Raw genomic sequence first — 21,300 nt, forward strand, 5'->3', positions numbered from 1 at the left:
GGCGGTCAGGACCCCAGGCGGGCGTCGAGGAACGTCGGCGTGGACACGGTGTCCAGCGTCCGCATCCCGGTGACGCCGCGGGTGAGGAAGTGGTTCTGCTGGTCGTAGAGCGGGAGGATGTAGTACCCCTCCAGCACGATCTGCTGCGCCTGCCGGTAGAGGTCCGCCCGCTCGGCGTCGTCGGCGGTCGCCGACGCGCGGTCGAGCAGGTCGTCCAGCGCGGGGTCCTTCACCTGGGCGTGGTTGGCGAAGTAGCCGCTCGGGGCCGGGACCGTGCCGTCGGAGTGGTAGAGGATCCGCAGGACGTCGGGGCCGACCTTCGTGTACGGGGCGGACACGGCCTCGTACTCGTTCGCGCCGAGCGCGGCGTACCAGGCGGACAGGTCGGACGGGGTCAGCACGACCTCGAAGCCCACGGCCTTCGCGTTCGCCTGGATCTGCTCGAACAGCGACTGCTCCGCGGCCACCGACTGGTTGGTGCTCACCGGGAACCGCACGGTGAGGCGCTGCCCGTCCTTGGTGCGGTAGCCCTCGTCGTCGGTGCCGGTCCAGCCGGCCTCGTCCAGCAGCTCCTCGGCGCGGTCGGCGTCGGTGGTGAACAGGTCCTCGTCGCCGTACGCGGTCGGCTCGACGCTCGACAGCGGCGAGTACGACCGGGTCGCGGTGCCGGCGAACAGCGTCTCGATGCCCGGGTCCGGGTCGGCCGCGCGCACGAAGGCCTCGCGCACCCGCACGTCGTCGAACGGCGGCTGCGCGCTGTTCAGCTCGATGCGGTTGGACGACCCGGGCCGCGGGGCGTCGACGTGCGTGATGTCGCCGCCGGCGTCGGCCTGCGCGATCGCGTCGGGCTGCGGGTTGTCGATCACCTGGACCTCGCCGGAGCGCAGCGCGGCGTACCGGGTGGCCGCGTCCGGGATAAACCGCCAGACGATCTCGTCCAGGTACGCCGGGCCGTCGTGCTCCGCCTGCGGGTCGAGCGGCACGTACTCGTCGTTGCGCACCAGGGTCACCTGCTGCTGCGGCACCCACTCGTCCACGACGAACGGGCCGGTGCCGACGGGGGCCGCGCAGTTCTCGTCCGTGCCGCGCTCGATGCCGGCCGGCGACTCCATGGCCGTCCACTGCTGGCTCAGGGACTCCAGCAGCGCGGAGTCCGGCTCGGTCAGGTGGAACCGGGCGTGCGTCGCGTCCACGACCTCGACGGACTCGACCTTCTGCACCGCGAGGTAGCCCGTCGACGAGCCCGTGTCCGGGTCCTGCAGGTGCTCGATGTTCGCCTTGACCGCCGCGGCGTCGAACGGGGTGCCGTCCGTGAACGTCACGTCGTCGACGAGGGTGAAGTCCCAGGTCAGCAGGTCGTCGCTGACGGTCCACTCGCTCGCGAGCCACGGCAGGATCGTGCCGTCCGCGTCCCGGCCGACGAGCGGCTCCAGGTACTGGGTGCTGATCAGCGCCTGCGGGTAGTTGCCGCCGACGTGCGGGTCGAGGCAGGTGGGCTCGGCGTCGCCGGTCGCGTAGACCAGCGTGCCGCCGTCGCGCGGGGACGCGGCGTCGTCGGCGTCGCCGCCGGAGCCGGTGCACGCCGCCAGGGCGAGGGCGGCGAGGGCGGCGAGCGCGGCGCCGGTGCGGGCGCGGGTCGGACGGAGGGCGTGGGGCACGGGTCCACCTCGGGCGTCGGGGTCCGGCCGCGGCTCGTCCGCCGACCGGTTGTTGCACTGCGTCCAACAATAGGCGCAGGCGCGGCGCGCATCCCGCGCCCGCCGCTGTGATCCCGGTCCCACGCCCCGCCTAGCATGGGCGCGTGCCCGCCCCCGCCCCGCGCCGCTCCGGACGCCCGCACGCCTCGTCGCGGGCGATGCTGGAGGAGGCGGCGGGCGAGCTGTTCCTGGAGCGCGGGTACGCGACCACGTCGATCGCCGACATCACACAGCGCGCGGGCGTCTCGCGGAGCACGTTCTTCAACTACTTCACGGCGAAGTCGGACCTGCTGTGGGCGGCCTTCGACGAGCGGGTCGAGGCGCTGCAGGCCGCCCTCGCGACCGCGCCGGCGGACGCGACCCCGGGTGCCGCGGTCGAGGTGGCCCTGCGCGACCTCGCCGCCCGGCTCCCGGCCGACCACGTCGCCCTCGCCTTCACCCAGGCCGACACGATGGGCCTGGGCGACGACCTCCGGCTGGCGGCCGCGCGCCGCACCGCGGACCTCGGCGCCACCATCGCGGCGTACGCCGCGGGCCGCGGGGTCGACCCGCTGCACGCCCGGGTCGCGGGCGCCGCCTGGGCCGGGGCACTCGTCGCGGCGGTCGAGGCCTGGGCGCTCGCCGGGGCCGGGCGGACGCGGCTGCCGGACCTGCTCGACCACGCGCTCGCGCCGGTGCGGGGGGCGCTGCACTGACCTGCCCGGGGGACGGTCCAGGGCGTTCGGGACATCTCCGGCGCACTCCGGACTCCCCCTGTGGATGACACCGGCGACCCGGGCCGCGCGGCGCCTAGCGTCCCACGCATGACCAGCCACCCCGCCCCCGGGCGCTCCCACCGACGCCCCGACGAGGGGGTGGCGGAACCGCGATGAACAAGATAACTTGGTTGCACGGCGACGTGCCGCTGATCCTCGGCAGCGCACACCGCCACCGGGTACCCGAGGAGGACGTCCGTCACGCCCTCGACCACTCGGTCGCCAGCCTCGACGTGGGCGAGGGCATGACCATGGTGATCGGCGCCGACCGCACCGGCGCGCTGATCGAGGTCGGCGTCGTGGCGATGTACGGCGGCTGGTGCGTGGTCCACGCCATGCGTCCCGCGCGCCCGAAGTTCCTGAGGAGATGACCACCGTGCCCCGATCGCTCGACGAGATCATCGCGAGCGCCGACGCGCTCGCCGACCGGTTCGAGGCCTACGAGCCGGCCGACGCGGACCGGGACTCCGTCGACCCGACGACGGCCCTCTGGCTGGCGGCGTCCCGGCGTGCCGCCGCCGAGCGGGACCTGGCGGCGGCGGTGGTGGAGGCCCGGCGCGCGGGCGTCCCGTGGAAGGTGGTGGGCGAGCTGGTCGGCACGTCCGGCGAGGCCGCGAGGCAGCGGTACGGGCGGCACGCGGCGCGCTGACGGCATCACCGGCCGTTCACCTGCCCGCCGGGTGCCGCAGCCCGCGCGTGTGGCCCCGCCTCACCCGGTGTTCCTAGGATCGACCCCATGAGCGACACCGGACTGCGGCAGGCCCAGGACAAGATGGCGGCGGCCGGGGTGGCCCCGACCGCGATCGACGTCTTCACCCACTACTACCGGGAGCTCGAGGCGGGGGCCACCGGCCTCATCCCCGAGGGCACCATCGACCCCCTGCTCGACCCGCCGCAGCTCGCGGACGTCGACATCGACCCCGAGGCGGCGCGCGAGGCGTTCGCGAAGACCGCGATCATCAAGCTCAACGGGGGCCTCGGCACCTCGATGGGCATGGACAAGGCCAAGTCCCTGCTCCCGGTGCGCGACGGGAAGTCGTTCCTCGACCTCATCGTCGAGCAGGTGCAGCACGCCCGGTCCGCGACCGGCGCCCGGCTCCCGCTCATCCTCATGAACTCGTTCCGCACCCAGGACGACTCGCTCGCCGCGCTGGCGAAGCACGAGGGCCTGGCCGTCGACGGCCTGCCGCTCGACTTCCTGCAGAACCAGGAGCCGAAGCTCCGGACGGACGACCTCACCCCGGTGACCTGGGAGGCCGACCCGACGCTCGAGTGGTGCCCGCCCGGCCACGGCGACCTGTACACGGCGCTGCTGGCCTCCGGCGTGCTGCGGCAGCTGCTCGACGCGGGCTTCCGGTACGCCTCGGTGTCGAACTCCGACAACCTGGGCGCGGCGCCGGACCCGACCATCGCCGGCTGGTTCGCCGCCTCGGGCGCGCCGTACGCCGCCGAGCTGTGCCGCCGCACCGCGGCCGACCGCAAGGGCGGCCACCTGGCCGTCCGGAAGTCCGACGGCCGGCTGATCCTGCGCGACACCGCGCAGACGCCCGCGGACGAGATGGACTACTTCACCGACGAGCACCGGCACCCGTACTTCCACACGAACAACCTGTGGTTCGACCTGGAGCAGATCGCCGCGGCGCTGGAGGCCCGCGGCGCGGTGCTCGGCCTGCCGCTGATCCGCAACGTCAAGACCGTCGACCCGACCGACTCCTCCTCCCCGGAGGTGTTCCAGATCGAGACGGCGATGGGCGCGGCGATCGAGGTGTTCGAGGGCGCGACGGCGATCGCCGTGGGCCGCGAGCGGTTCCTGCCGGTCAAGACGACGAACGACCTGCTGCTCATCCGGTCCGACGCGTACGACCTCGGCGAGGACTCGACGCTGCGGCTCGCGGTCGGGAAGGCCCCGCTGGTCGACCTCGACCCCGCGGTCTACAAGACCGTCGGGAAGTTCGAGGAGCGGTTCCCCGCCGCCCCGTCCCTGCGCGGCGCGTCGTCGTTCACCGTCCACGGCGACTGGACCTTCGAGCCGGGTGTCGTCGCGACCGGGGACGCCCTGGTCGACGCCGACGGGGCGCCGGGCACCGTCGCCGCCGGGACGACGATCGGCGGCTGACGCCCGCACCGGTCCGGTGCCGGCGGGTCAGCCCCGCCGGCGCCGGACCGCCAGCAGCAGCGCCCCGCCGGCCGCGAGCAGGAGCGCCGCGACGCCGGCGAGCGCCAGGCCCTCCGTGCCGGTCACGCCGAGCGCCGCGCGGGCCGCGGTGCCGGAGGGGCCGGACCCGGCGGAGCCCCCGCCGCCCGGCCCGCCGGGGACGGCGCCGGTCCCGCCCGGCGTGCCCGGCGCGCCCGGGGTCGTGCCGCCGTCCGGTGCCGCGACGCGCAGCGTCACCGCATCGGTCGCCACGGTGCCGGCGACGTTCGCGACCACGAGCCGCAGCATCAGGCCGTCGTCCGCCGCCACGGGCGTGTAGGTCAGCGTGTGCCGCACGGTCCCGGAGGTCGGGGCCGCCGCGAGCCGCAGCCCGGGCCCCGTCCAGGCCGCCGCGCCGACGACGACCTGGGTGGCGCGCGCCCCGTCGGGCACGGCACCCCAGGTGCGGCCGCCGTCGCGCGACGCCTGCCACTGCGCGGTGCCCGCGTCCGCGTCGACCACCCAGGCCACCTCCACCGGCTGCCCCGCCGTGGCGCGCAGGGCGCCGTCCGGGCCGACGCCGTCCGGCGCGTCGACGACCACCGGGGCGGCGACGACCGTGACAGTCGCGGGGGCGCTGGTGGCGGTGGCGGGCCCGGCGACGAGCGTCGCGGTCGCGACCGCCCGCACCCGGGTCCCGTCGGCCGGCGCGGGCAGCACCAGCACCGGCCCGGCGGCGCCCGGGACCGCGGTCCAGGCCACCCCGTCGGGGGAGGTCTCCCACGCGAGCGCGGGCGCGGGGTCGCCGGTCGCGGTCACCTCGAACCGCGCCGTGCCGCCGGCGGGCACGGTGACGTCCGCCGGGTCGGAGACCGCGGGCGGGGTGAGGACGCGCAGGGTCGCGGCCGCGCTCGGCACGTCCGCGACGGCGGCGTTGCTCGCGAGCGCCCGGTAGGCCGAGCCGTCCGCCGCGGCGGTCGCGGGCACGACCAGCGTGCCGCCCGTCGCGCCGGCGAGGTCGACCCAGCCGCCGCCCGGCGCGCGGACCTGCCAGCGCAGCGTCGGGGCGGGCGACCCGGCCGCGGAGGCGGTGAAGGTCGCGTCGGTGCCGGGGTCGGCGGTGACGTCGGCGGGCTCGGTGGTGAAGGTCGGCGGCGTCCGGACCGTGAGGGTCGCGGGCGCGGTGGCGACCTGCCCGCCGGCGCCGGTCGCCAGGGCGCGGACCAGGAGGCCGTCGTCGGCACCGGCGGCCGGGCGCTCGTAGACCGGGCCGGTCGCACCGGCCACGTCGGACCAGCCGGTCCCGTCCGTGCTGGTCTGCCAGGTGACCGTCGGGGCGGGCTCGCCGGCGGCCGCCACCTCGAACCGCGCGGTCCCGCCCGCGAGCACCGTGACGTCCGCCGGGCTCGTCACCTCGGGGCCCCACAGGACGGTGAGGGTGGCGGGCGCCGACGTCGCCGTCCCCGCGAGGCTCGACGCGACGGCCCGGTACCGCGCGCCCTGGTCCGCGCGGTCGGCGGTCACCTCGAGCGTCCCGGCGGTGGCGCCGGGCACGTCCGTCCAGCCCGCGGCACCGGGGGCGAGCACCTGCCAGCGGACGTCCGGCGCGGGCGTGCCGGTCGCGACGGCGGCGAACGCGGCGACCTTTCCTTCCGCGACGGACCGGTCCGCCGGACCGGTGGTGAACGCCGGGGCGTCGTGCCGGGTCAGCGTCGCGGGCTCGCTCGCGACCTCGCCCGCCGCTCCGGTCAGCACGGCGCGGACCCGCAGACCCGCCTCTCCGCTGCCGACGACCCGGTCGTAGGTCGTGCCGGTCGCGCCGGCGACGTCGGCCCAGGGGCCGGTGGCCGCCGGAGCGGTCTGCCAGCGCACCGCGGGCGGCGGCGAGCCCGCGACGCCGACGGTGAACCGGACGGTGGCTCCCGGGAGCCCGCCCGCGTCCGCCGGCTGCGCGGTGAGCTCCGGCCCCCAGGTGACCGTGAGCGTCGCCGGGGCGCTCGTCACGGTCCCGGCCGCGTTGCCCGCGACGACCCGGTACCGGGTGCCGTCGGCGGCGCGGGCGGCGTCCACCGCGAGCTGCGCCGCGGTCGCGCCGGGCACGTCCGCCCAGGTCGCGGACCCGGCCGGCGCGCTCTGCCAGCGCAGCGCCGGCGCGGGCGACCCGGTCGCGGTGGTCGAGAAGGTGGCCTGCGTGCCCTCGAGCGCGGTGGCGTCCGCGGGAGCGGTGACGGTGGGCGGGACCGGCTGCTCCAGCACCGCCGCGGCGGTCGCGGCGTCCACGGTCGCCCGGACGGTCAGGGTCGCGCCGGGTCCGCGGGCGAACCGGGCCGCCGCTGTGCCGCCCGCCCCGAGGACCGCGTCGGCAGTGGCGGAGGCGGCGTCGGCGGCCGGCTCGAACGTCCAGGCGACGGCGCGCCCGGTCAGCGCGGCCAGCAGCGCGGGCGGGGCGGCGGAGCCGTCCGCGAGCGCCACGCGGGCAGTCGTCGTCGTGGCGTCGCCGGTGACGGGTCGCGCGGGATCCGCGTCGAGGGCGAGCACGGCGCGGGGCGCCGTCGTGGTGACGCCGACGGCCCCGCAGGCCGCGTCGGTCCCGCCGGGCGCGCAGCCCCACCAGCTCGAGACGGCGGCGACCGGCCCGACGACCGACGCGGCGCGCGTGGTCCCGGTGACGCCGTCGGTGTTGCCGACCAGCACCGACGCCGCGACCGAGCCGGAGGCCAGCCACAGCGCGCCGCCGTCGCCCGCGCCGCCGGAGCCGTTGACCGTGTTGCCCTCCACCCGGGTCCCGGAGACCGCGGTCGTGCCGGTGGCGAGCACGGCCGAGCCGCGGGCGGCCGCCGCGGACCCGGAGGTCACGGTGTTGGCGGTGAAGGTCGACCGCTCGACCGTCAGGCCGGCACCGGCGACGTACAGGGCCCCGCCGCCGAGCACGCCGGACCCGGCGCCGCCGGTCACCGCGTTGCCGTCGAAGGTCGAGCCCGTCACGACGACGGTGTCCCCGGCCGCGACGCCGAGCATCGCGAGCGCGCCGCCCGGCGCCCCGTACGCGGTGTTGCCCCGGAAGGTGCAGTCCTCGACCCGCAGCGACCCGCCGGACATCTGCACCGCACCACCGGGTGCCGCGGCGTCCTCGACCCCGGTGCTGCTCGCGGTGCCGGAGACCACGCAGTCCCGCAGGGTGAGGGCGTCCGGCCGGCCGGGGACGCCCGAGCCCGCGAGCACCGCCCCGCCGCCGCCGACCTCCGCGGCGTCGGCCGCGTCCGGCACGCCCCGCCGGATCTCGACGCGCTCGACGGTGACGTCCACCCCGCCGACCAGCCCCGGGTCCAGGTCGAGGACCCGGCGCCCCGCACCGTCGACCGACCACGTGCCGTCCGAGGTGAGCAGGAGCGTCGCGGGCGCCGCCGGTGCGTACGTCAGCGGCCCCGCGGCCAGCGTGATCGCCGTGCCGCCGGGCACGGTCACCACCGCGTCGTCCTCGCGGGCGGCCCGGCAGAGGGCCTCGCGCAGCGTGGTCCCGGCCGCACCGTCGTCGCAGCCCGCCGTCAGCGCCGCGTCGGCGGCCGTGGTGACCGTGATCTCGACGGCCTCGGCGGCCACCGCCGCGGGCGCGCCGAGGGTCGCCCCGGCGGGTGCCACGGTGCCGGCGGACGCGGTCACGGCGGCCAGCGCGAGCGCGGCGAGGGCACGCCGGAGCGCGGGACGAGGGGGGTGCACGCCGGAAGACTAGGTGTTTCACCCGGGCGGCGGACCCGTCGTCCGGGTGAACCTCGTAGGCTCACCCCCGCCCGATCGTCCCCGCAAGGTCCAGGAGTCCCGTGCTCACGCGTCGCACCGTGCTAGTGGCCGGCACCGCGGTCGCCGGCGTCGCCGCCGCCGGCGGGGCGGTGCTCGTGGCGCGGCGACCGACGCTGCCGCTGACCCTCGCCGCGCTGCGGCCGCTCGTCGGCGACGCGTTCGAGGTCGACGGGCGCACCGTGACGCTGGCCTCCGTGACCGGGCGGGACGGCGGGCGCGCCACGGAGGCGTCGTTCGCGCTGCGGTTCACGGGCGCCGGCGACCTGCCCGGCGCGACGCGCACGTTCGCCCACGCGGACGGCGACCTGGTGCTGCACGCGGAGCCGGTCGGCGCCGAGCGCAGCACGCTCGAGGCCGTCGTGGCCCGGACGGCCTGAGGCGGGGGACGGACGTGGAGCCCTACCTCGGGGAGATCCGGCTCTTCGCCGGCACCTACGCGCCCGCGGGGTGGGCCGCCTGCGACGGACAGCTGCTGCGGATCACCGAGAACGAGGCGCTGTTCTCCCTGATCGGCACCCGCTACGGCGGCGACGGCGTCACGACCTTCGGGCTGCCGGACCTCCGCGGGCGGTGGGCCGTCGGGCGCCGCGGCGCGAACCTCGGCGAGACCGGCGGCGCGGACGCCGTCGCGCTGACGAGCAGCCACCTGCCCCAGCACACGCACGCCGTGCAGGGCGCGGTCGCGACGGCCACGAGCACGTCGCCGTCCGGCGCCGTCTGGGCCGCGAGCCTCGCGCCGGCGTACGCGCCCGGCGACCCCGGCACCGACGGCCAGCTCCTGGCCGGCGACGCGCTCGGCTCCGCCGGCGGGGGCCTCCCGCACGAGAACCTCCCGCCGTACCTCGGGATGATGCACATCATCGCGCTGACCGGCGTCTACCCGCCTCGCGACTGAGAGCTGGACATGGACCCGTACCTCGGCGAGCTGCGCCTGTTCGCGACCGACTACGTGCCCCGGGGCTGGCTGCCCTGCGAGGGGCAGACGCTGACGATCGCGCAGAACGCCGCGCTGTACTCGATCCTGGGCGTCCAGTTCGGCGGCGACGGCCGGACGACGTTCCAGCTGCCCGACCTGCGGGACCGCTCGGTCGTCGCCCCCGGCCCCGACGTGCAGGTCGGCGCGGTCGGGGGCTCGCGCACCGTCTCGCTGACGACCGCGCAGATGCCGGCGCACTCGCACCAGGCGCAGGGCTCCACGGCGCCCGCGGACCGCGCCGAGCCCGGTGGCGCCCGCTGGGCCACGACCGCCGAGCCGCAGTACGGCACCGCGCGGCAGGTCGTGCTCGCCCCCGGCACCGTCGACCCCGCCGGCGGGTCCCAGCCGCACGAGAACACACCGCCGTACCTGGCGCTCTCCTGGGCGATCGCGGTCCAGGGCGTGTTCCCGAGCCGGGACGACGGATCGGCGACGACCGTCCCGGCCTACACGGGCGAGGTGCGGCTGTTCGCCGGGAGCTTCGTGCCGGCCGGCTGGGCGGCGTGCGTCGGTCAGCTGCTGCCGATCGCGCAGAACACCCCGCTGTTCGCGCTCCTCGGGACGAACTACGGGGGCGACGGGCGGTCGACGTTCGGCCTGCCCGACCTCCGCGACCGCACACCGGTGCACGTCGGCACCTCCGCGCCCGGCCGCCGGGACATCGGGGTGGGCCAGCAGGGCGGGGCCGCCGAGGTCACGCTGACCACCGCCGAGCTGCCGCCGCACACCCACGGCGTCCGCGGCACCGGCGCGCGCGGCAGCACCGGCAACCCCTCCGGGGCGTCCTGGGCGGTCGCCCAGCAGGGTCGTGCGCGGCGCGACCTCTACACGACGTCCGGGCCCGGCGTGGCGATGGGCGGCGTCGTCGTCGCCGGCGGCTCGCAGCCGCACGCCAACCGCTCGCCGTACGTCGGCGTCACGGCGATCATCGCCCTCAGCGGGGACTGGCCGCAGCGCCCCTGAGCGCGGACGCCCCGGCACCTGCGTGCCCGGCGGACCCCGGGCGCGGCCGTCCGCACGGCCCGCGCCCGGCCTCGCCGCGCGCCGTCGGCCCAGGCCTCGGGCGCGCAGTTGACATCCCGACCACCCGGTCGTAATTTCTCCCGTACCTACCGCGCGGTAGGTAGTGGTGGCGCCGACGACGAAGGCACCACGACGTCTCAACGTGGAGCCGTCCGACTCCCATGGCCGAAGAAGGTTCACATGGACGCGCAGGCAACGGTCGCCGCCGAGGGCACGCCCTCGACCCGCGACGACATCGCACCCGACACCGGTCTGGCGTTCACGCGGGCCCGCACGCTGCGGTTCGGGATCGGGTTCTTCGTCTTCGGCCTGCTGTGGATCGTCGGTCTGCAGATCGTGGCCGCCGTGCTGCTCCCGCAGCGGCTCCGCGACATCGGCGTCGCCTCGCCGGAGACGCTGCTCGGCTCGATCAGCGCCATCACCGCGGTGGTCTCCCTGGTGTCGAACCTCGTGTTCGGCAACCTGTCCGACCGGACCCGCGGCCGGTTCGGCCGGCGGGCGCCGTGGATCCTCGGCGGCGGCGTCCTCGGCGGCGTCTCGCTGTTCGCCATCGGCGTGCTGACCAGCTCCGCGGGGATCACGCTCGTCTACTGCCTGTGCATGGTCGGCCTCAACATGATGCTGGCGCCGGCGGTGGCGGTCCTGGCCGACCGCGTCCCGGGCAGGCTCCGCGGCACCATGTCCGCGTTCTACGGCGGCGGCCTCGCCGGCGGCGCCCCGATCGGCTCGCTCGTCGGCGCGCTGTTCATCGTGAACTCGTTCCCCGGCTTCGTGCTCGGCGGCGCGCTCATGGCCCTCTCGGCCGTCATCGCCCTCGTCGTCTGGCCGCGGGAGAAGTCCGCCGCGGACCTGCCGCCGGCCGCCGCCGGGTTCCGCGAGCTGCTCAGGTCGTTCCGCCCGCCGCGCAAGGCCCCGGACTTCTACCTCGCGTTCGCCGGCCGGCTGTTCATGCTGGTCTCGTACCAGATGGTCATGGCGTACCAGCTGTACATCGTGCAGGACCACGTCGGGCAGTCCGTCGAGGAGTCCGCGAAGACCATCGCCACGATGTCGGTGATCCTCCTGGTCGTGTCGCTCGTCGGCTCGGTCGTCTCCGGCCCGGTCTCCGACCTCATCGGCCGGCGCAAGCTCCCCGTGGTCGTGTCGAGCGTGCTGTTCGCCGTCGGCATCGCGATGCCGTGGATCTGGCCGACCCCCGCCGGCATGTTCCTGTTCGCCGGGATCGCGGGCTTCGGCTACGGCGTCTACACCTCCGTCGACCAGGCGCTGAACGTCGACGTGCTGCCGAACGAGGAGGAGGCCGGCAAGGACCTCGGCATCCTCAACCTCTCGACCACCGCCGGCCAGACCGTCGGCCCGCTCATCACCTCGGCCCTGGTCGTGGCGACCGGCGGCTACGGGCTCGTGTTCCCGGTGTCGATCGTGGCCGCGCTGCTCGGCGCGTTCTTCATCACGCGGATCCGGTCGGTCCGCTGAGCTGACGCCGCCGCGGCGCCCCGCCGCACCCGCTCGAGGCCCCGGGCCGGACACCGCGTCCGACCCGGGGCCTCGTCGTCAGCCCCCCGGTCCGCCCGCGCCCAGCCGCCCCAGCAGCGCGAGGTCCGCCAGGTCCACCGCGCGCGGCGGGTAGCCGGTGTGGAACGCGACCTGCTGCGCCGCCGACAGGCAGCCCACCAGCCGGCCGTCGATCGTCCCGGTGACGAAGCACCCCGGCGGGTAGTCGAACGTGACGCCGTCCAGACCCGCCTGCGTCCCGCGCCCCCGGGCGTCGAACGCCACGGGGTGCAGGTCGACCCACCGCCCGCCGGGAGCCGCGAGCTCGACCCGCACCGGCCGCCAGTCCGTCTCGACGGCGTAGTCCAGCACCGCCAGCGCGCCGACGGCCGCGGCCTCGCCGGCCGCGTCGAGCGCGAGGTCCAGGTCCCGGTGGGCACGGGTCTGCCGGCCCACCAGGGCGTCGACGCCCCAGCCGCCCGCGACCCAGGAGCGGCAGCCGGCGGTCGCGAGCGCGTCCAGGACGCGGTGCACCTCGGCGGGGTCCACGCGCGTCACCTCCCCGGGGTCGCCGTGCGCCCCCACTGTGCCAGCGGGGCGGCCTCCCGGCCACGCCGTACACCCGCCGGACACCTCGGTCGGCCACACTGGCCGGCGACGGCCGCGCACGCGCCGCTCCGACGACGACCCGGGAGGACGACGGCATGAGCGGCGGTGCCGGCCTGGTCCGGCGGCTCGGCCTCGGCGACGCCGTGGTCATCGGGCTCGGCTCGATGGTCGGCGCCGGGGTGTTCGCCGCGTTCGCGCCCGCCGCCCGGGCCGCCGGCTCCGCGCTGCTGCTCGGCCTGGCGCTGGCCGCGGTCGTGGCCTACGCCAACGCCACCTCCTCCGCCCAGCTCGCCGCGCAGTACCCCGCGTCCGGCGGCACGTACGTCTACGGGCGCGAGCGGCTCGGCCCGTGGTGGGGGTTCCTCGCGGGCTGGTGCTTCGTGATCGGCAAGACCGCGAGCTGCGCGGCGATGGCCCTGACCTTCGCCGCCTACGCGGTGCCGCCCGCGTGGCAGCGGCCGGTCGCCGCCGGCGCGGTGCTGGCGCTGACCGCGGTGAACCTGCGGGGCGTCACGCGGACCGCGCGCCTGACCCGCGTGGTCGTGGCCGTCGCGCTGGCTGCGCTGGCGACCGTCGTGGTCGCCGGGCTGGCGGGCGGCGACCCGTCGTGGGCGCGGGTGGCCGTCGGCGCCGACGCCACCTGGTCGGGCGTGCTGGGCTCCGCCGGTCTGCTGTTCTTCGCGTTCGCGGGGTACGCCCGGATCGCCACGATGGGCGAGGAGGTGCGCGACCCGGCGCGGACGATCCCGCGCGCGATCCAGCTGGCGCTCGGCCTGGCGGTGCTCGTCTACGCCGCCGTGGCGGTGACCCTGCTGACGGTGCTCGGGCCGGACGCGGTGGCGGCGAGCGCCGCCCCGCTCGCGGACGCCGCCGCGGCGACGGGTCGGCCCTGGGTCGGCGCGGTCGTCCGCGTCGGCGCGGTCGCGGCCTCGCTGGGCGCGCTGCTCGCGCTGGTGGCCGGCGTCAGCCGCACGACCCTCGCGATGGCCCGGGAGGGCGACCTGCCGCGGGCGCTCGCCGCGGTGCACGAGCGGTACCGGGTGCCGCACCGGGCGGAGGCCGCGCTGGGCGTCGTGGTCGTCGCGCTGGTGCTCACCGTCGACCTGCGGGGCGCGATCGGGTTCTCCTCGTTCGGGGTGCTGCTCTACTACCTGGTCGCGAACCTCGCCGCCCTCACCCAGGACCGGCCGCACCGCCGCTTCCCGCGCGCGCTGCAGGTGCTGGGCGCCGTCGGCTGCGTCGCGCTCGCCGCCACCCTGCCGCCGGTGTCGGTGGTCGGCGGGGCGGCGGTCGTCGCGGCCGGCGTCGCGTGGCGCGCGGCCGTGCTGGCCCGGCGCCGGCGTGTGGGTGGTCCGGCGTAGCGTGCGGCGGACCGGCGCACCGGCCGGGGGCTCCGACGAGGGAGGCACCATGTCCGAGGACGTCGCACGGGACGAGCACGACGGCGGGTCCGACCCGCAGGGCTGGTGGGGGCCGCCCGTCGCCGGGGACGAGGTCGCGTCGCTCGTCGGCTCGCTCGAGCGGCAGCGCGCCACGTTCGCGTGGAAGGTCGGCGGCCTCGACCGCGAGGCGCTGTCCGCCACCCTCGGTCCGTCGGCGATCACGCTGGGCGGCCTGGTCAAGCACCTGGCGTTCGTCGAGGTGTTCCACCTGTGCACCCGGGTGAACGGGCGGCGGCCGGGCGACCCGTGGGAGGGCGTCGACTGGGACGCCACCCCCGACTGGCCCTGGTCCTCCGCCGCGGACGACGACCCGGCGTACCTCTACGGGCTGTGGCGGGACGCCGTGGTGCGCGCCCGCGCGTCCCTCGCGGACGCCGTCGCCGAGGGCGGGCTGGACCGGCCGATCGCGTGGTCCGACGACCCGGGCGCCACGCCGAGCGTGCGCCGGGTCCTGGTCGACCTGATCGAGGAGTACGCGCGGCACGTCGGGCACGCCGACCTCTACCGCGAGGCGATCGACGGGTTGGTCGGCGAGGACCCGCCGGAGGCGCCCGCGCTGTACCCCCTCCCCGAGCGCCCCCGCTAGGCCCGGGGCCGGCGGGACGACGCGGTCGACGCAGCCGCGCGGGCCCCCGCGGTCACCCCGGCGGCGCGGTCACCCCGGCGGCGCGGTCACCGCAGCGGCGCGGGCTCCCGCGGTGCCATGCCCGCGGCCCGGTACGCGTCGTCCACCAGCCGCATCGCCGCGACCGCCTGCGTCGTCCCGGACACCGGGTCGCCGCCGCGCAGCACCGCGTCCGCGAACGAGCGCAGCATCCACACGTACGACGCGGTCGGGTCGACCGGCTCCTCGACGACCCGCCCGTCGGCGTGCTCGACGACGACGCGCCCGCCGTTCTGCGGCCCGTACGGGCTGTGCACCGTGATCGTGCCGGCCGTGCCGACGATCCGCGCCCGGACGCTCTGGTCCTCCGTCGCCACCATGCTGGCCCGCACGGTGCCGTCCACGCCGCCCGGCAGGTCCAGGTGCACGACGATCGACGCGTCGACCCCGTCGACCTCCACCGCCTCGGCGGACCGCACCGTCGGTGCGCCGAGCACGTGCGTGAGGAACCGCAGCGGGTACACGCCCAGGTCCATCAGCGCGCCGCCGCCCATCGACTCCTGCCACCGGATGTCGCCCCGGTCCGCGATCTCGACGCAGAAGTCGGCCTCCGCGGAGGTCACCTCGCCGATCGCGCCCTCCGCGACCAGCTCGCGCAGCCGCGCCCACGAGGGGTGGTGCTGCGAGTGGAACGCCTCCATGACGACCAGGCCGGTCCCGGCGGCCGCGGCCTCCACGTCCTCGGCCTCGGCGGCGTTCGCGGTGAACGGCTTCTCGCACAGCACGTGCTTGCCCGCGGCGATGGCGCGGAGCATCCACACCCCGTGCAGCGCCGCCGGGGTCGGCACGTAGACGGCGTCGATCTCCGGGTCGGCGAGCAGCGCGTCGTAGTCGTCGAGCACCCGGCCGATGCCCTCGGCCTCCGCCATCTGCTCGGCCCGGGCGCGGTCGCGGGCGGCGATCGCCGTCACCTCGACCTCCGGGACCGACGCGGCGGGCACCGCCACCGCGTCGTGCAGGATGCGGGCAGCACCGAGGACTCCGAGACGCACCGTCGACATGGGCAGCACCGTAGCGGGCGCCGGGTGGCGGCGCCGTCCGGCTCAGCGCGCGGGCGCCCGCCCGGTCGCCGAGCGCCGCGCGCGCCACCCCGCGGTGCTGGTACCCGGAGGCGACGATCCGCGGGATGCCGATCGTCTCGGCGGTGGTCAGCGCCCGGTCCGCCGCGTCCCGCGCCTCCGCCCAGCGCCCCGCCTGCACCAGGATCCGGGCGAGCTGCGCCAGCGCGTTCGCCTCCGTGAACCCCGCCACCTGCACCCGCGGCCGCGTCGCGGGGTCGGCGAGCCGCGCCAGCGTCGCCCGGGTCGTCGCCAGCGCCTCGTCGAGCCGCCCGAGCCGCGCCTGCACCCGCGCGAGGGCGAGCATCGCCTGCGGCGCACCCTCGCGGTCGCCCGACTCGAGCATGCACGCCACGGCCTCCCGCGCGTCGACCTCGGCCGACGGCAGCTCGCCGAGGTGCGCCGTCATGGACGACCGGTAGCTCAGCGCCCACCCGATCTGGGCCGCGTCCCCGCACCGCCGGGCCGCCGCGAGCGCCCTGGTGGCCGCCGCGATGCCCGCCCGGTCGTCGCCGCGGCACACCGACTGGGCCCAGGCCCGGTAGCCCTCGTGCACCGCGACGAGCCGGTCGTCCCCGAGGGCGGTGGCCGCCTCCGCGGACCGGTCGTACACCTCCGGCCAGCGGTCCCAGGTGGACCACAGGTCGGAGAACCAGTGCACCGCGTCGGCGACCGCGACCACCCGGTCGTGGTCCCCCGCCTCGGCGGCGCGGCGCAGCGCGGCGAGCCAGTTGCCCGACTCGGCCCGCAGCCACGCGCCGGCCGCCGCCGCGTCGTGCAGGTCGACGTCCCGGTCCGCGGGCTCGGCCAGCCCGTCGTCCGGGTGGTCCGCGTGGTCGGGCTCGAACCGCCGTCCCGCGCGCACGGTCGTGGTGAGCAGCCAGTCGTCCGCCGCGGCGCGCGCCACCCGGTGCGCGGCCGGGTCCTCCTGGTGGTCGAGCTCCCACCGGGCGAACAGGCGCAGCAGGTCGTGCAGCTGGTACCGGTCGCCGGGCAGGTGCTGGACGAGGCTGAGGTCGCACAGCTCGTCCAGCAGGTCCTCGGTGCGCCAGAGCGACTCGCCCACGAGCGCCGCCGCGAGCCCCGCCCCGGCGTGCGGCGCGTCCACCAGGGCCAGCCGCCGGAACAGCCGCTGGGCGCCCGGGCCGAGCTGCTCGTACGAGGACGCGAAGGCGGCGCGCACCTGCAGGTCCCCCGCGGTGAGCGAGTCGAGCCGTCGCTCCTCCGCGGACATGCGCCGGACGAGGCCCGCGATCGACCAGCCGGCGTGGGCGGCGAGCCGGTTCCCGGCGATCCGCAGCGCGAGCGGGACGTCGTCGCACAGCGAGGCCAACCGGGCCAGCGGCTCCGTGGCGGTGCGGTCGGGGACGATCCGCGCGAGCAGCGCGACCGAGTCCGCCGGGTCCAGCCGGCCGAGGACCGTGCGGTGCACGCCGCTGAGCCCGGCGAGGGTGCGCCGGCTGGTGACCAGGACCGCCGCCGGGCCGTCCGCGGGCAGCAGCGGCCGGACCTGCTCCTCGGAGGCCGCGTTGTCGAGCACCAGCAGCACCCGGCGGCCGGCGAGCAGCCGGTGCAGGTGCGCCACCGCCTCCTCCGGGTCGGGCGGCACCGTGCCCTCGGCCAGCGCGTCCGCCACGCGGCGGACCGCCGCGTCCGGGCCGACCGGCGCGGCGTCGACCCCGCGCAGGTCCAGGAACAGCCGGTCGTCGAACCGGTCGCGCACGTCCCGCGCGACCTGCGCGGCGAGCGTCGTCTTGCCGAACCCTGGCGGGCCGGTGACCACCGCGACCGGCGCCCCGCCCGCCGCGGTCAGCGCGCCCGCGAGCGCCGCGCGCTCCACCTCCCGTCCCGTGAAGTCGACGACCCGCCGCGGCAGCGGCAGCGGCTGCGGCGGGGTGGCCGCCGCGGGGGCCGTGCGCCGCCGGCCGTCGCGCGCGGCGCGGAGCAGCACGGCCCGCTCGGCCGCCGCCAGGCCGAGGGCGTCCGCGAGCGCCTGCACCGTGCGGTGCTGCGGGCCCCGGCTGACCCCGCGCTCGATGTCGCCGATCCCGCGGTCGCTCACCCCGGAGGCCGCCGCGAGGTCCTCGATCGTGAGGTCCGCGTCCTGCCGGTGCCGCCGCAGGAGCGCTCCCAGGTCGTCGTCGCCCATCGCCTCGCCCGCTCTCGCACCGCCGGCCGAGCTCCCCCGAGTTCTGCCGGACTTCTTCCTGGTCCCGCGCGGCGCTGCGCGGTCCCATGGTCCCCGGGGCCGGACGCCCCGGGCAAGTGTCCCGGAGCCGGTCGGTCCGCGCCCCGTCCGCGAAGGAGGAACCATGCCCTACGTCAGCACGCCCGACGGCGCCGAGATCTTCTACCAGGACTACGGCCAGGGGAAGCCCGTCCTGCTCAGCCACGGCTGGCCGCTGAGCTCCGAGGCCTGGGCCTACGAGCTCAAGGTGCTCGCCGACGCCGGCTACCGCGCCATCGCGCACGACCGCCGCGGCCACGGCCGCTCGTCCCGCACCAGCGGCGGCAACGACATGGACACCTACGCCCGGGACCTCGCGTCGCTGGTCGAGCAGCTCGACCTCACCGACCTCACCGTGGTCGGCCACTCCACCGGCGGCGGCGAGGTGGTCCGCTACGCCGCGCAGCACGGCAAGGGCCGCGTGACCAAGGTCGTCACGGTCGGCGCCGTGCCGCCGGTCATGGTGAAGTCCGAGTCGAACCCCGAGGGCACCCCGATCGAGGTGTTCGACGGCATCCGCGAGGGCGTCCTGCGTGACCGGTCGCAGTTCTACCAGGACCTCTCCGAGACCTTCTTCGGCGCCAACCGCGAGGGCTCGGGCATCAGCCAGGGCCTGCGCGACGACTTCTGGCGGCAGAGCATGCTCGCCGAGCTCCAGGCCGCCTACGACTGCGTCGCGGTGTTCTCGGAGACCGACTTCACGGAGGACCTGAAGGCGCTCGACGTGCCGATCCTGATCGCGCACGGCGACGACGACCAGATCGTCCCGATCGCGGCGGCGGCCTACAAGTCGATCGACCTGGTCAAGCTCGGCACGCTCAAGGTCTACCCGGGCGCCCCGCACGGCATCTCCGGCGCGTACCAGGAGGCCCTGATCAAGGACATCCTGGCGTTCATCGCCGACTGACCCCGAGCCGCCGAGCGCCCAGGACCCCGCGGACACCTCCGTCCCGACGGGGTCCTGGGCACCCGGCGCGCCCGTGCGCGGAACTACGGTGGATCCATGCGCCCGTTCTCCCAGGTCGACGTCTTCACCGCCGAGCCGTACCGCGGCAACCCCGTCGCGGTCGTGCACGACGCCGACGGCCTGACCGACGCCCAGATGGCCGCGTTCGCCCGGTGGACCAACCTGTCCGAGACGACGTTCCTGCTCCGGCCCACCGACCCGGCCGCCGACTACCGGCTGCGCATCTTCACGCCCGGGGGCGAGCTGCCGTTCGCCGGGCACCCCACGCTGGGGTCGTGCCACGCCTGGCTGTCCCGGGGCGGCGACCCGGCGGCCGCCGACCGGATCGTCCAGGAGTGCGCCGTCGGGCTGGTGCCGCTGCGCCGGGAGGGCGGCCGGCTGCAGTTCGCCGCGCCGCCCCCGCGGGTCGACGCCCCGGTCGACCCGGAGACGCTGCGCCGCTCCGTCGCCGCGCTGGGCCTGCCGCCGGAGGCCGTCGTCGACCACCGCTTCCTCGACAACGGCCCCCGGTGGAACGTGCTGCTGCTCGACTCCGCGGAGCGGGTGCTGGCGCTGCGCCCCGACTGGGCGGCGCTCGGCGCCGTGCACCTCGGGGTCGTCGGCCCGCAGGCACCCGGCGGGGAGACCGCGTTCGAGCTCCGGGGCTTCGCCCCCGCCATCGGCGTGCCCGAGGACCCGGTGACCGGGAGCCTCAACGCCGTCGTCGGGCAGTGGCTGATCGGCTCCGGGCGGGCACCCGAGCACTACGTCGCGGCGCAGGGCACCGCGCTCGGGCGGGCCGGCCGGATCCACGTCGAGCGGGACGCGGACGGCACCGTCTGGGTGGGCGGCGACACCGTGACGTGCATCGAGGGCACCGTCCGCGACCACCCGGCCCCCTCGGCCGACCCGGCGGCGGGATGACGCCCGCACGCACGAGCGCCGGCCTCCTGCTGCACCGACCCGGTGCCGCCGGTCCCGGCGCACCCGAGGTGCTGCTCGGGCACATGGGCGGACCGTTCTGGGCCCGCAAGCCGCACGCGTGGACGGTGCCCAAGGGCGAGCCGCTCCCCGGCGAGGACCCGCACGCCACCGCGCTGCGGGAGTTCGCCGAGGAGGTCGGCGCGCCGGCACCCGACGGGGCGGAGATCGACCTCGGGGAGGTCCTGCAGCGCGCGGGCAAGGTCGTGCGCGTGTGGGCGCGGGCCGGCGACCTGGACCTGGACGCGCCCCGCGGGCCGGTGAGCGAGGTGACCGTCGACTGGCCACCCCGCAGCGGCCGCACGGTGACCTTCCCGGAGCTCGACGAGCTGCGGTGGGTGCCGCTGCCGGAGGCGCGCGACCTGGTCGTCGGCGCGCAGGCGGAGTTCCTGGACCGGCTGGTCGCGCACCTCGCGACGGGCTGAGGCACGTGGGCGCCGGCGCGGGGTGCGGGCGCCGAGTCCTCCACACGGCGGAGGGCGTGCGTGGTCCCCAGGGCGGGGGCCCTGGCCGGGGTGGTGTCGGTGGTGGCCGGTAGCGTTCTTGCATGGCTGACCTGCAGGAACACCCCGGAGGCGACGTGGTCGCCGGCCCGGTGCTGCCGGTCTACGCGGCCGACGGGACGTGCCTGACCGACTACGGCCCGGACCCCGTGGTGGCGTTCGGTGGGGCGCCCAGGACGGGCGAGCAGCGGCAGGTCGAGGCGATCGCCGCCTGCCCTCCCGGGCCGGTACTGGACGCCTGGCTGCGCGGGCTGGACCTCACGGTTCTCACCCCGGCGATCCTCGTGGAGGTGGTCGCCGCGCGGGCGCGGATGGAGGCCCACCAGCACGCCGCGATGCTGGACGCGGTCGCCGAACTCGCCAACCGGCCCGAGATGAGCCCGCAGTGGTCACCCCTCGCTGGTGCCCCACCCACCCAGGGGTGCGTCGCGGGTGACGAGTTGGCGATGCGGTTGGGCTGGTCGCTGATGACCGCGAACAAGGCCGTGCACCGGGCACTGACCCTGGACGGGATGCTCGCCGCCACCCGCGAGGCGTTGGAGGTCGGGCACATCGACGCCGGCAAGGCCGAGGTGTTGGCCGCCGGGTTGATCGACCTGCCCTACGAGGCGGCGCACGCCGTGGAGGACGCGGTGCTGCCCGACGCCGCCCAGTGCTCCCGCCGGCAGCTGGAGCAGCGCGTGGCCCGGGAGGTCCGGATCGCCGACCCTAAGGGGGAGGCCGGCCGCAACACTCGCGCCCGGTGCACCCGCCGGGTCACCCGGCCCCGGCGCCGGCCGCACGGGATGGCGGCGATGTGGGTGGTCCTGGCCGCGGAGGACGCGACCCGGGTCGACGGGGTCCTGCACCACACCGCCCGCACCGCCAAGGCCCTGGGCGACCCCCGCACCCTGGACCAGCTCCGCGCCGACGGACTCCGCGACCTGGTCGTCGGGGACGTCCCGGAGTCCGATGGCCCCGCGTTCGAGGTCCACCTCGACCCACCCCCACCGG

General features: G+C 77.1%; 18 protein-coding genes and 1 pseudogene. 14 read left to right on the forward strand and 5 right to left on the reverse strand.

Translation table 11 applies throughout. From position 1 onward, the window contains the following. Positions 1-5: 5 nt before the first annotated feature. Positions 6-1,658, reverse strand: coding sequence for an ABC transporter substrate-binding protein (locus tag MHY85_RS01260; protein ID WP_239192228.1), 1,653 nt, complete (start codon positions 1,656-1,658; stop codon positions 6-8). A 143-nt stretch (positions 1,659-1,801) separates the two neighbouring features. Here MHY85_RS01260 and MHY85_RS01265 point away from each other — a divergent pair, with 143 nt between their 5' ends. The 4 genes from MHY85_RS01265 to MHY85_RS01280 all read left to right on the forward strand — a co-directional run bounded on the left by MHY85_RS01265 (position 1,802) and on the right by MHY85_RS01280 (position 4,568). Further along, positions 1,802-2,392 carry a TetR/AcrR family transcriptional regulator gene (locus tag MHY85_RS01265; protein WP_239192230.1) on the forward strand — a complete coding sequence of 197 codons (591 nt, stop codon included), beginning with the start codon at positions 1,802-1,804 and terminating at the stop codon, positions 2,390-2,392. Between the two features lie 173 nt (positions 2,393-2,565). Next, positions 2,566-2,823 (forward strand): hypothetical protein, encoded by a 258-nt coding sequence (locus MHY85_RS01270; RefSeq protein WP_239192232.1) that lies wholly within the window; start codon positions 2,566-2,568, stop codon positions 2,821-2,823. Next, complete coding sequence (locus tag MHY85_RS01275) at positions 2,820-3,101, forward strand: hypothetical protein (RefSeq protein WP_239192234.1); 282 nt, start codon at positions 2,820-2,822, stop codon at positions 3,099-3,101. Before MHY85_RS01270 ends, MHY85_RS01275 begins: the two co-directional genes overlap by 4 nt. A gap of 87 nt (positions 3,102-3,188) precedes the next feature. Further along, positions 3,189-4,568, forward strand: a complete 1,380-nt coding sequence (locus MHY85_RS01280) for a UTP--glucose-1-phosphate uridylyltransferase (RefSeq protein ID WP_239192236.1) — start codon at positions 3,189-3,191, stop codon at positions 4,566-4,568. Positions 4,569-4,595: 27 nt separating this feature from the next. Here MHY85_RS01280 and MHY85_RS01285 read toward each other — a convergent pair whose 3' ends face one another. Continuing rightward, entirely contained in the window at positions 4,596-8,303 is a 3,708-nt protein-coding gene (locus MHY85_RS01285) for a hypothetical protein (protein ID WP_239192238.1), read from the reverse strand. A gap of 101 nt (positions 8,304-8,404) precedes the next feature. Here MHY85_RS01285 and MHY85_RS01290 point away from each other — a divergent pair, with 101 nt between their 5' ends. The 4 genes from MHY85_RS01290 to MHY85_RS01305 all read left to right on the forward strand — a co-directional run bounded on the left by MHY85_RS01290 (position 8,405) and on the right by MHY85_RS01305 (position 11,859). Further along, positions 8,405-8,761, forward strand: a complete 357-nt coding sequence (locus tag MHY85_RS01290; RefSeq protein WP_158376121.1) for a hypothetical protein — start codon at positions 8,405-8,407, stop codon at positions 8,759-8,761. A 14-nt stretch (positions 8,762-8,775) separates the two neighbouring features. Next, entirely contained in the window at positions 8,776-9,279 is a 504-nt protein-coding gene (locus MHY85_RS01295; protein ID WP_239192253.1) for a phage tail protein, read from the forward strand. Positions 9,280-9,288: 9 nt separating this feature from the next. Continuing rightward, complete coding sequence (locus MHY85_RS01300) at positions 9,289-10,323, forward strand: phage tail protein (protein ID WP_239192256.1); 1,035 nt, start codon at positions 9,289-9,291, stop codon at positions 10,321-10,323. Between the two features lie 240 nt (positions 10,324-10,563). Continuing rightward, positions 10,564-11,859 carry an MFS transporter gene (locus tag MHY85_RS01305; protein WP_239192259.1) on the forward strand — a complete coding sequence of 432 codons (1,296 nt, stop codon included), beginning with the start codon at positions 10,564-10,566 and terminating at the stop codon, positions 11,857-11,859. A 78-nt stretch (positions 11,860-11,937) separates the two neighbouring features. Here the strand turns inward: MHY85_RS01305 and MHY85_RS01310 are convergent, their stop codons facing one another. Beyond that, the gene (locus MHY85_RS01310; RefSeq protein WP_239192262.1) at positions 11,938-12,426 is read right to left on the reverse strand and encodes a nucleotidyltransferase domain-containing protein; all 489 of its coding nucleotides are present in this window, start codon (positions 12,424-12,426) and stop codon (positions 11,938-11,940) included. 155 nt (positions 12,427-12,581) lie between these two features. On the opposite strand from MHY85_RS01310, the gene MHY85_RS01315 reads away from it, so the two are divergent. Further along, positions 12,582-13,847: an APC family permease gene (locus MHY85_RS01315; RefSeq protein ID WP_239192265.1), complete on the forward strand. Its 1,266-nt coding sequence runs from the start codon at positions 12,582-12,584 to the stop codon at positions 13,845-13,847. A 49-nt stretch (positions 13,848-13,896) separates the two neighbouring features. Then, positions 13,897-14,514 carry a DinB family protein gene (locus tag MHY85_RS01320; protein WP_239192268.1) on the forward strand — a complete coding sequence of 206 codons (618 nt, stop codon included), beginning with the start codon at positions 13,897-13,899 and terminating at the stop codon, positions 14,512-14,514. 86 nt (positions 14,515-14,600) lie between these two features. On the opposite strand, the gene MHY85_RS01325 is transcribed toward MHY85_RS01320, so the two are convergent. Together MHY85_RS01325 and MHY85_RS22010 are read right to left on the reverse strand one after the other, a co-directional pair. Continuing rightward, a complete protein-coding gene (locus tag MHY85_RS01325; protein ID WP_239192288.1) occupies positions 14,601-15,593 on the reverse strand; it encodes a Gfo/Idh/MocA family protein in 993 nt (330 codons plus the stop codon). Positions 15,594-16,935: 1,342 nt separating this feature from the next. Then, positions 16,936-17,964 (reverse strand): annotated as a pseudogene (locus MHY85_RS22010) (helix-turn-helix domain-containing protein); the annotation flags it as partial. Here MHY85_RS22010 and MHY85_RS01330 point away from each other — a divergent pair. The 4 genes from MHY85_RS01330 to MHY85_RS01345 all read left to right on the forward strand — a co-directional run. Next, a complete protein-coding gene (locus MHY85_RS01330; RefSeq protein WP_239192291.1) occupies positions 17,963-18,784 on the forward strand; it encodes an alpha/beta fold hydrolase in 822 nt (273 codons plus the stop codon). The pseudogene MHY85_RS22010 and the gene MHY85_RS01330 sit on opposite strands and share 2 nt — an antisense overlap. 96 nt (positions 18,785-18,880) lie before the next feature. Beyond that, entirely contained in the window at positions 18,881-19,747 is an 867-nt protein-coding gene (locus MHY85_RS01335; protein WP_239192294.1) for a PhzF family phenazine biosynthesis protein, read from the forward strand. Continuing rightward, complete coding sequence (locus tag MHY85_RS01340; protein ID WP_239192297.1) at positions 19,744-20,229, forward strand: NUDIX domain-containing protein; 486 nt, start codon at positions 19,744-19,746, stop codon at positions 20,227-20,229. The genes MHY85_RS01335 and MHY85_RS01340 overlap by 4 nt, the downstream gene beginning before the upstream one ends. Positions 20,230-20,351: 122 nt before the next feature. Next, positions 20,352-21,300, forward strand: a 949-nt coding sequence (locus tag MHY85_RS01345) for a DUF222 domain-containing protein (RefSeq protein WP_239192300.1), incomplete at its 3' end; no start/stop codon positions are given.

The organism is Cellulomonas sp. ACRRI (assembly GCF_022346185.1).
In the GTDB taxonomy this organism is placed as follows: Bacteria; Actinomycetota; Actinomycetes; order Actinomycetales; family Cellulomonadaceae; genus Cellulomonas.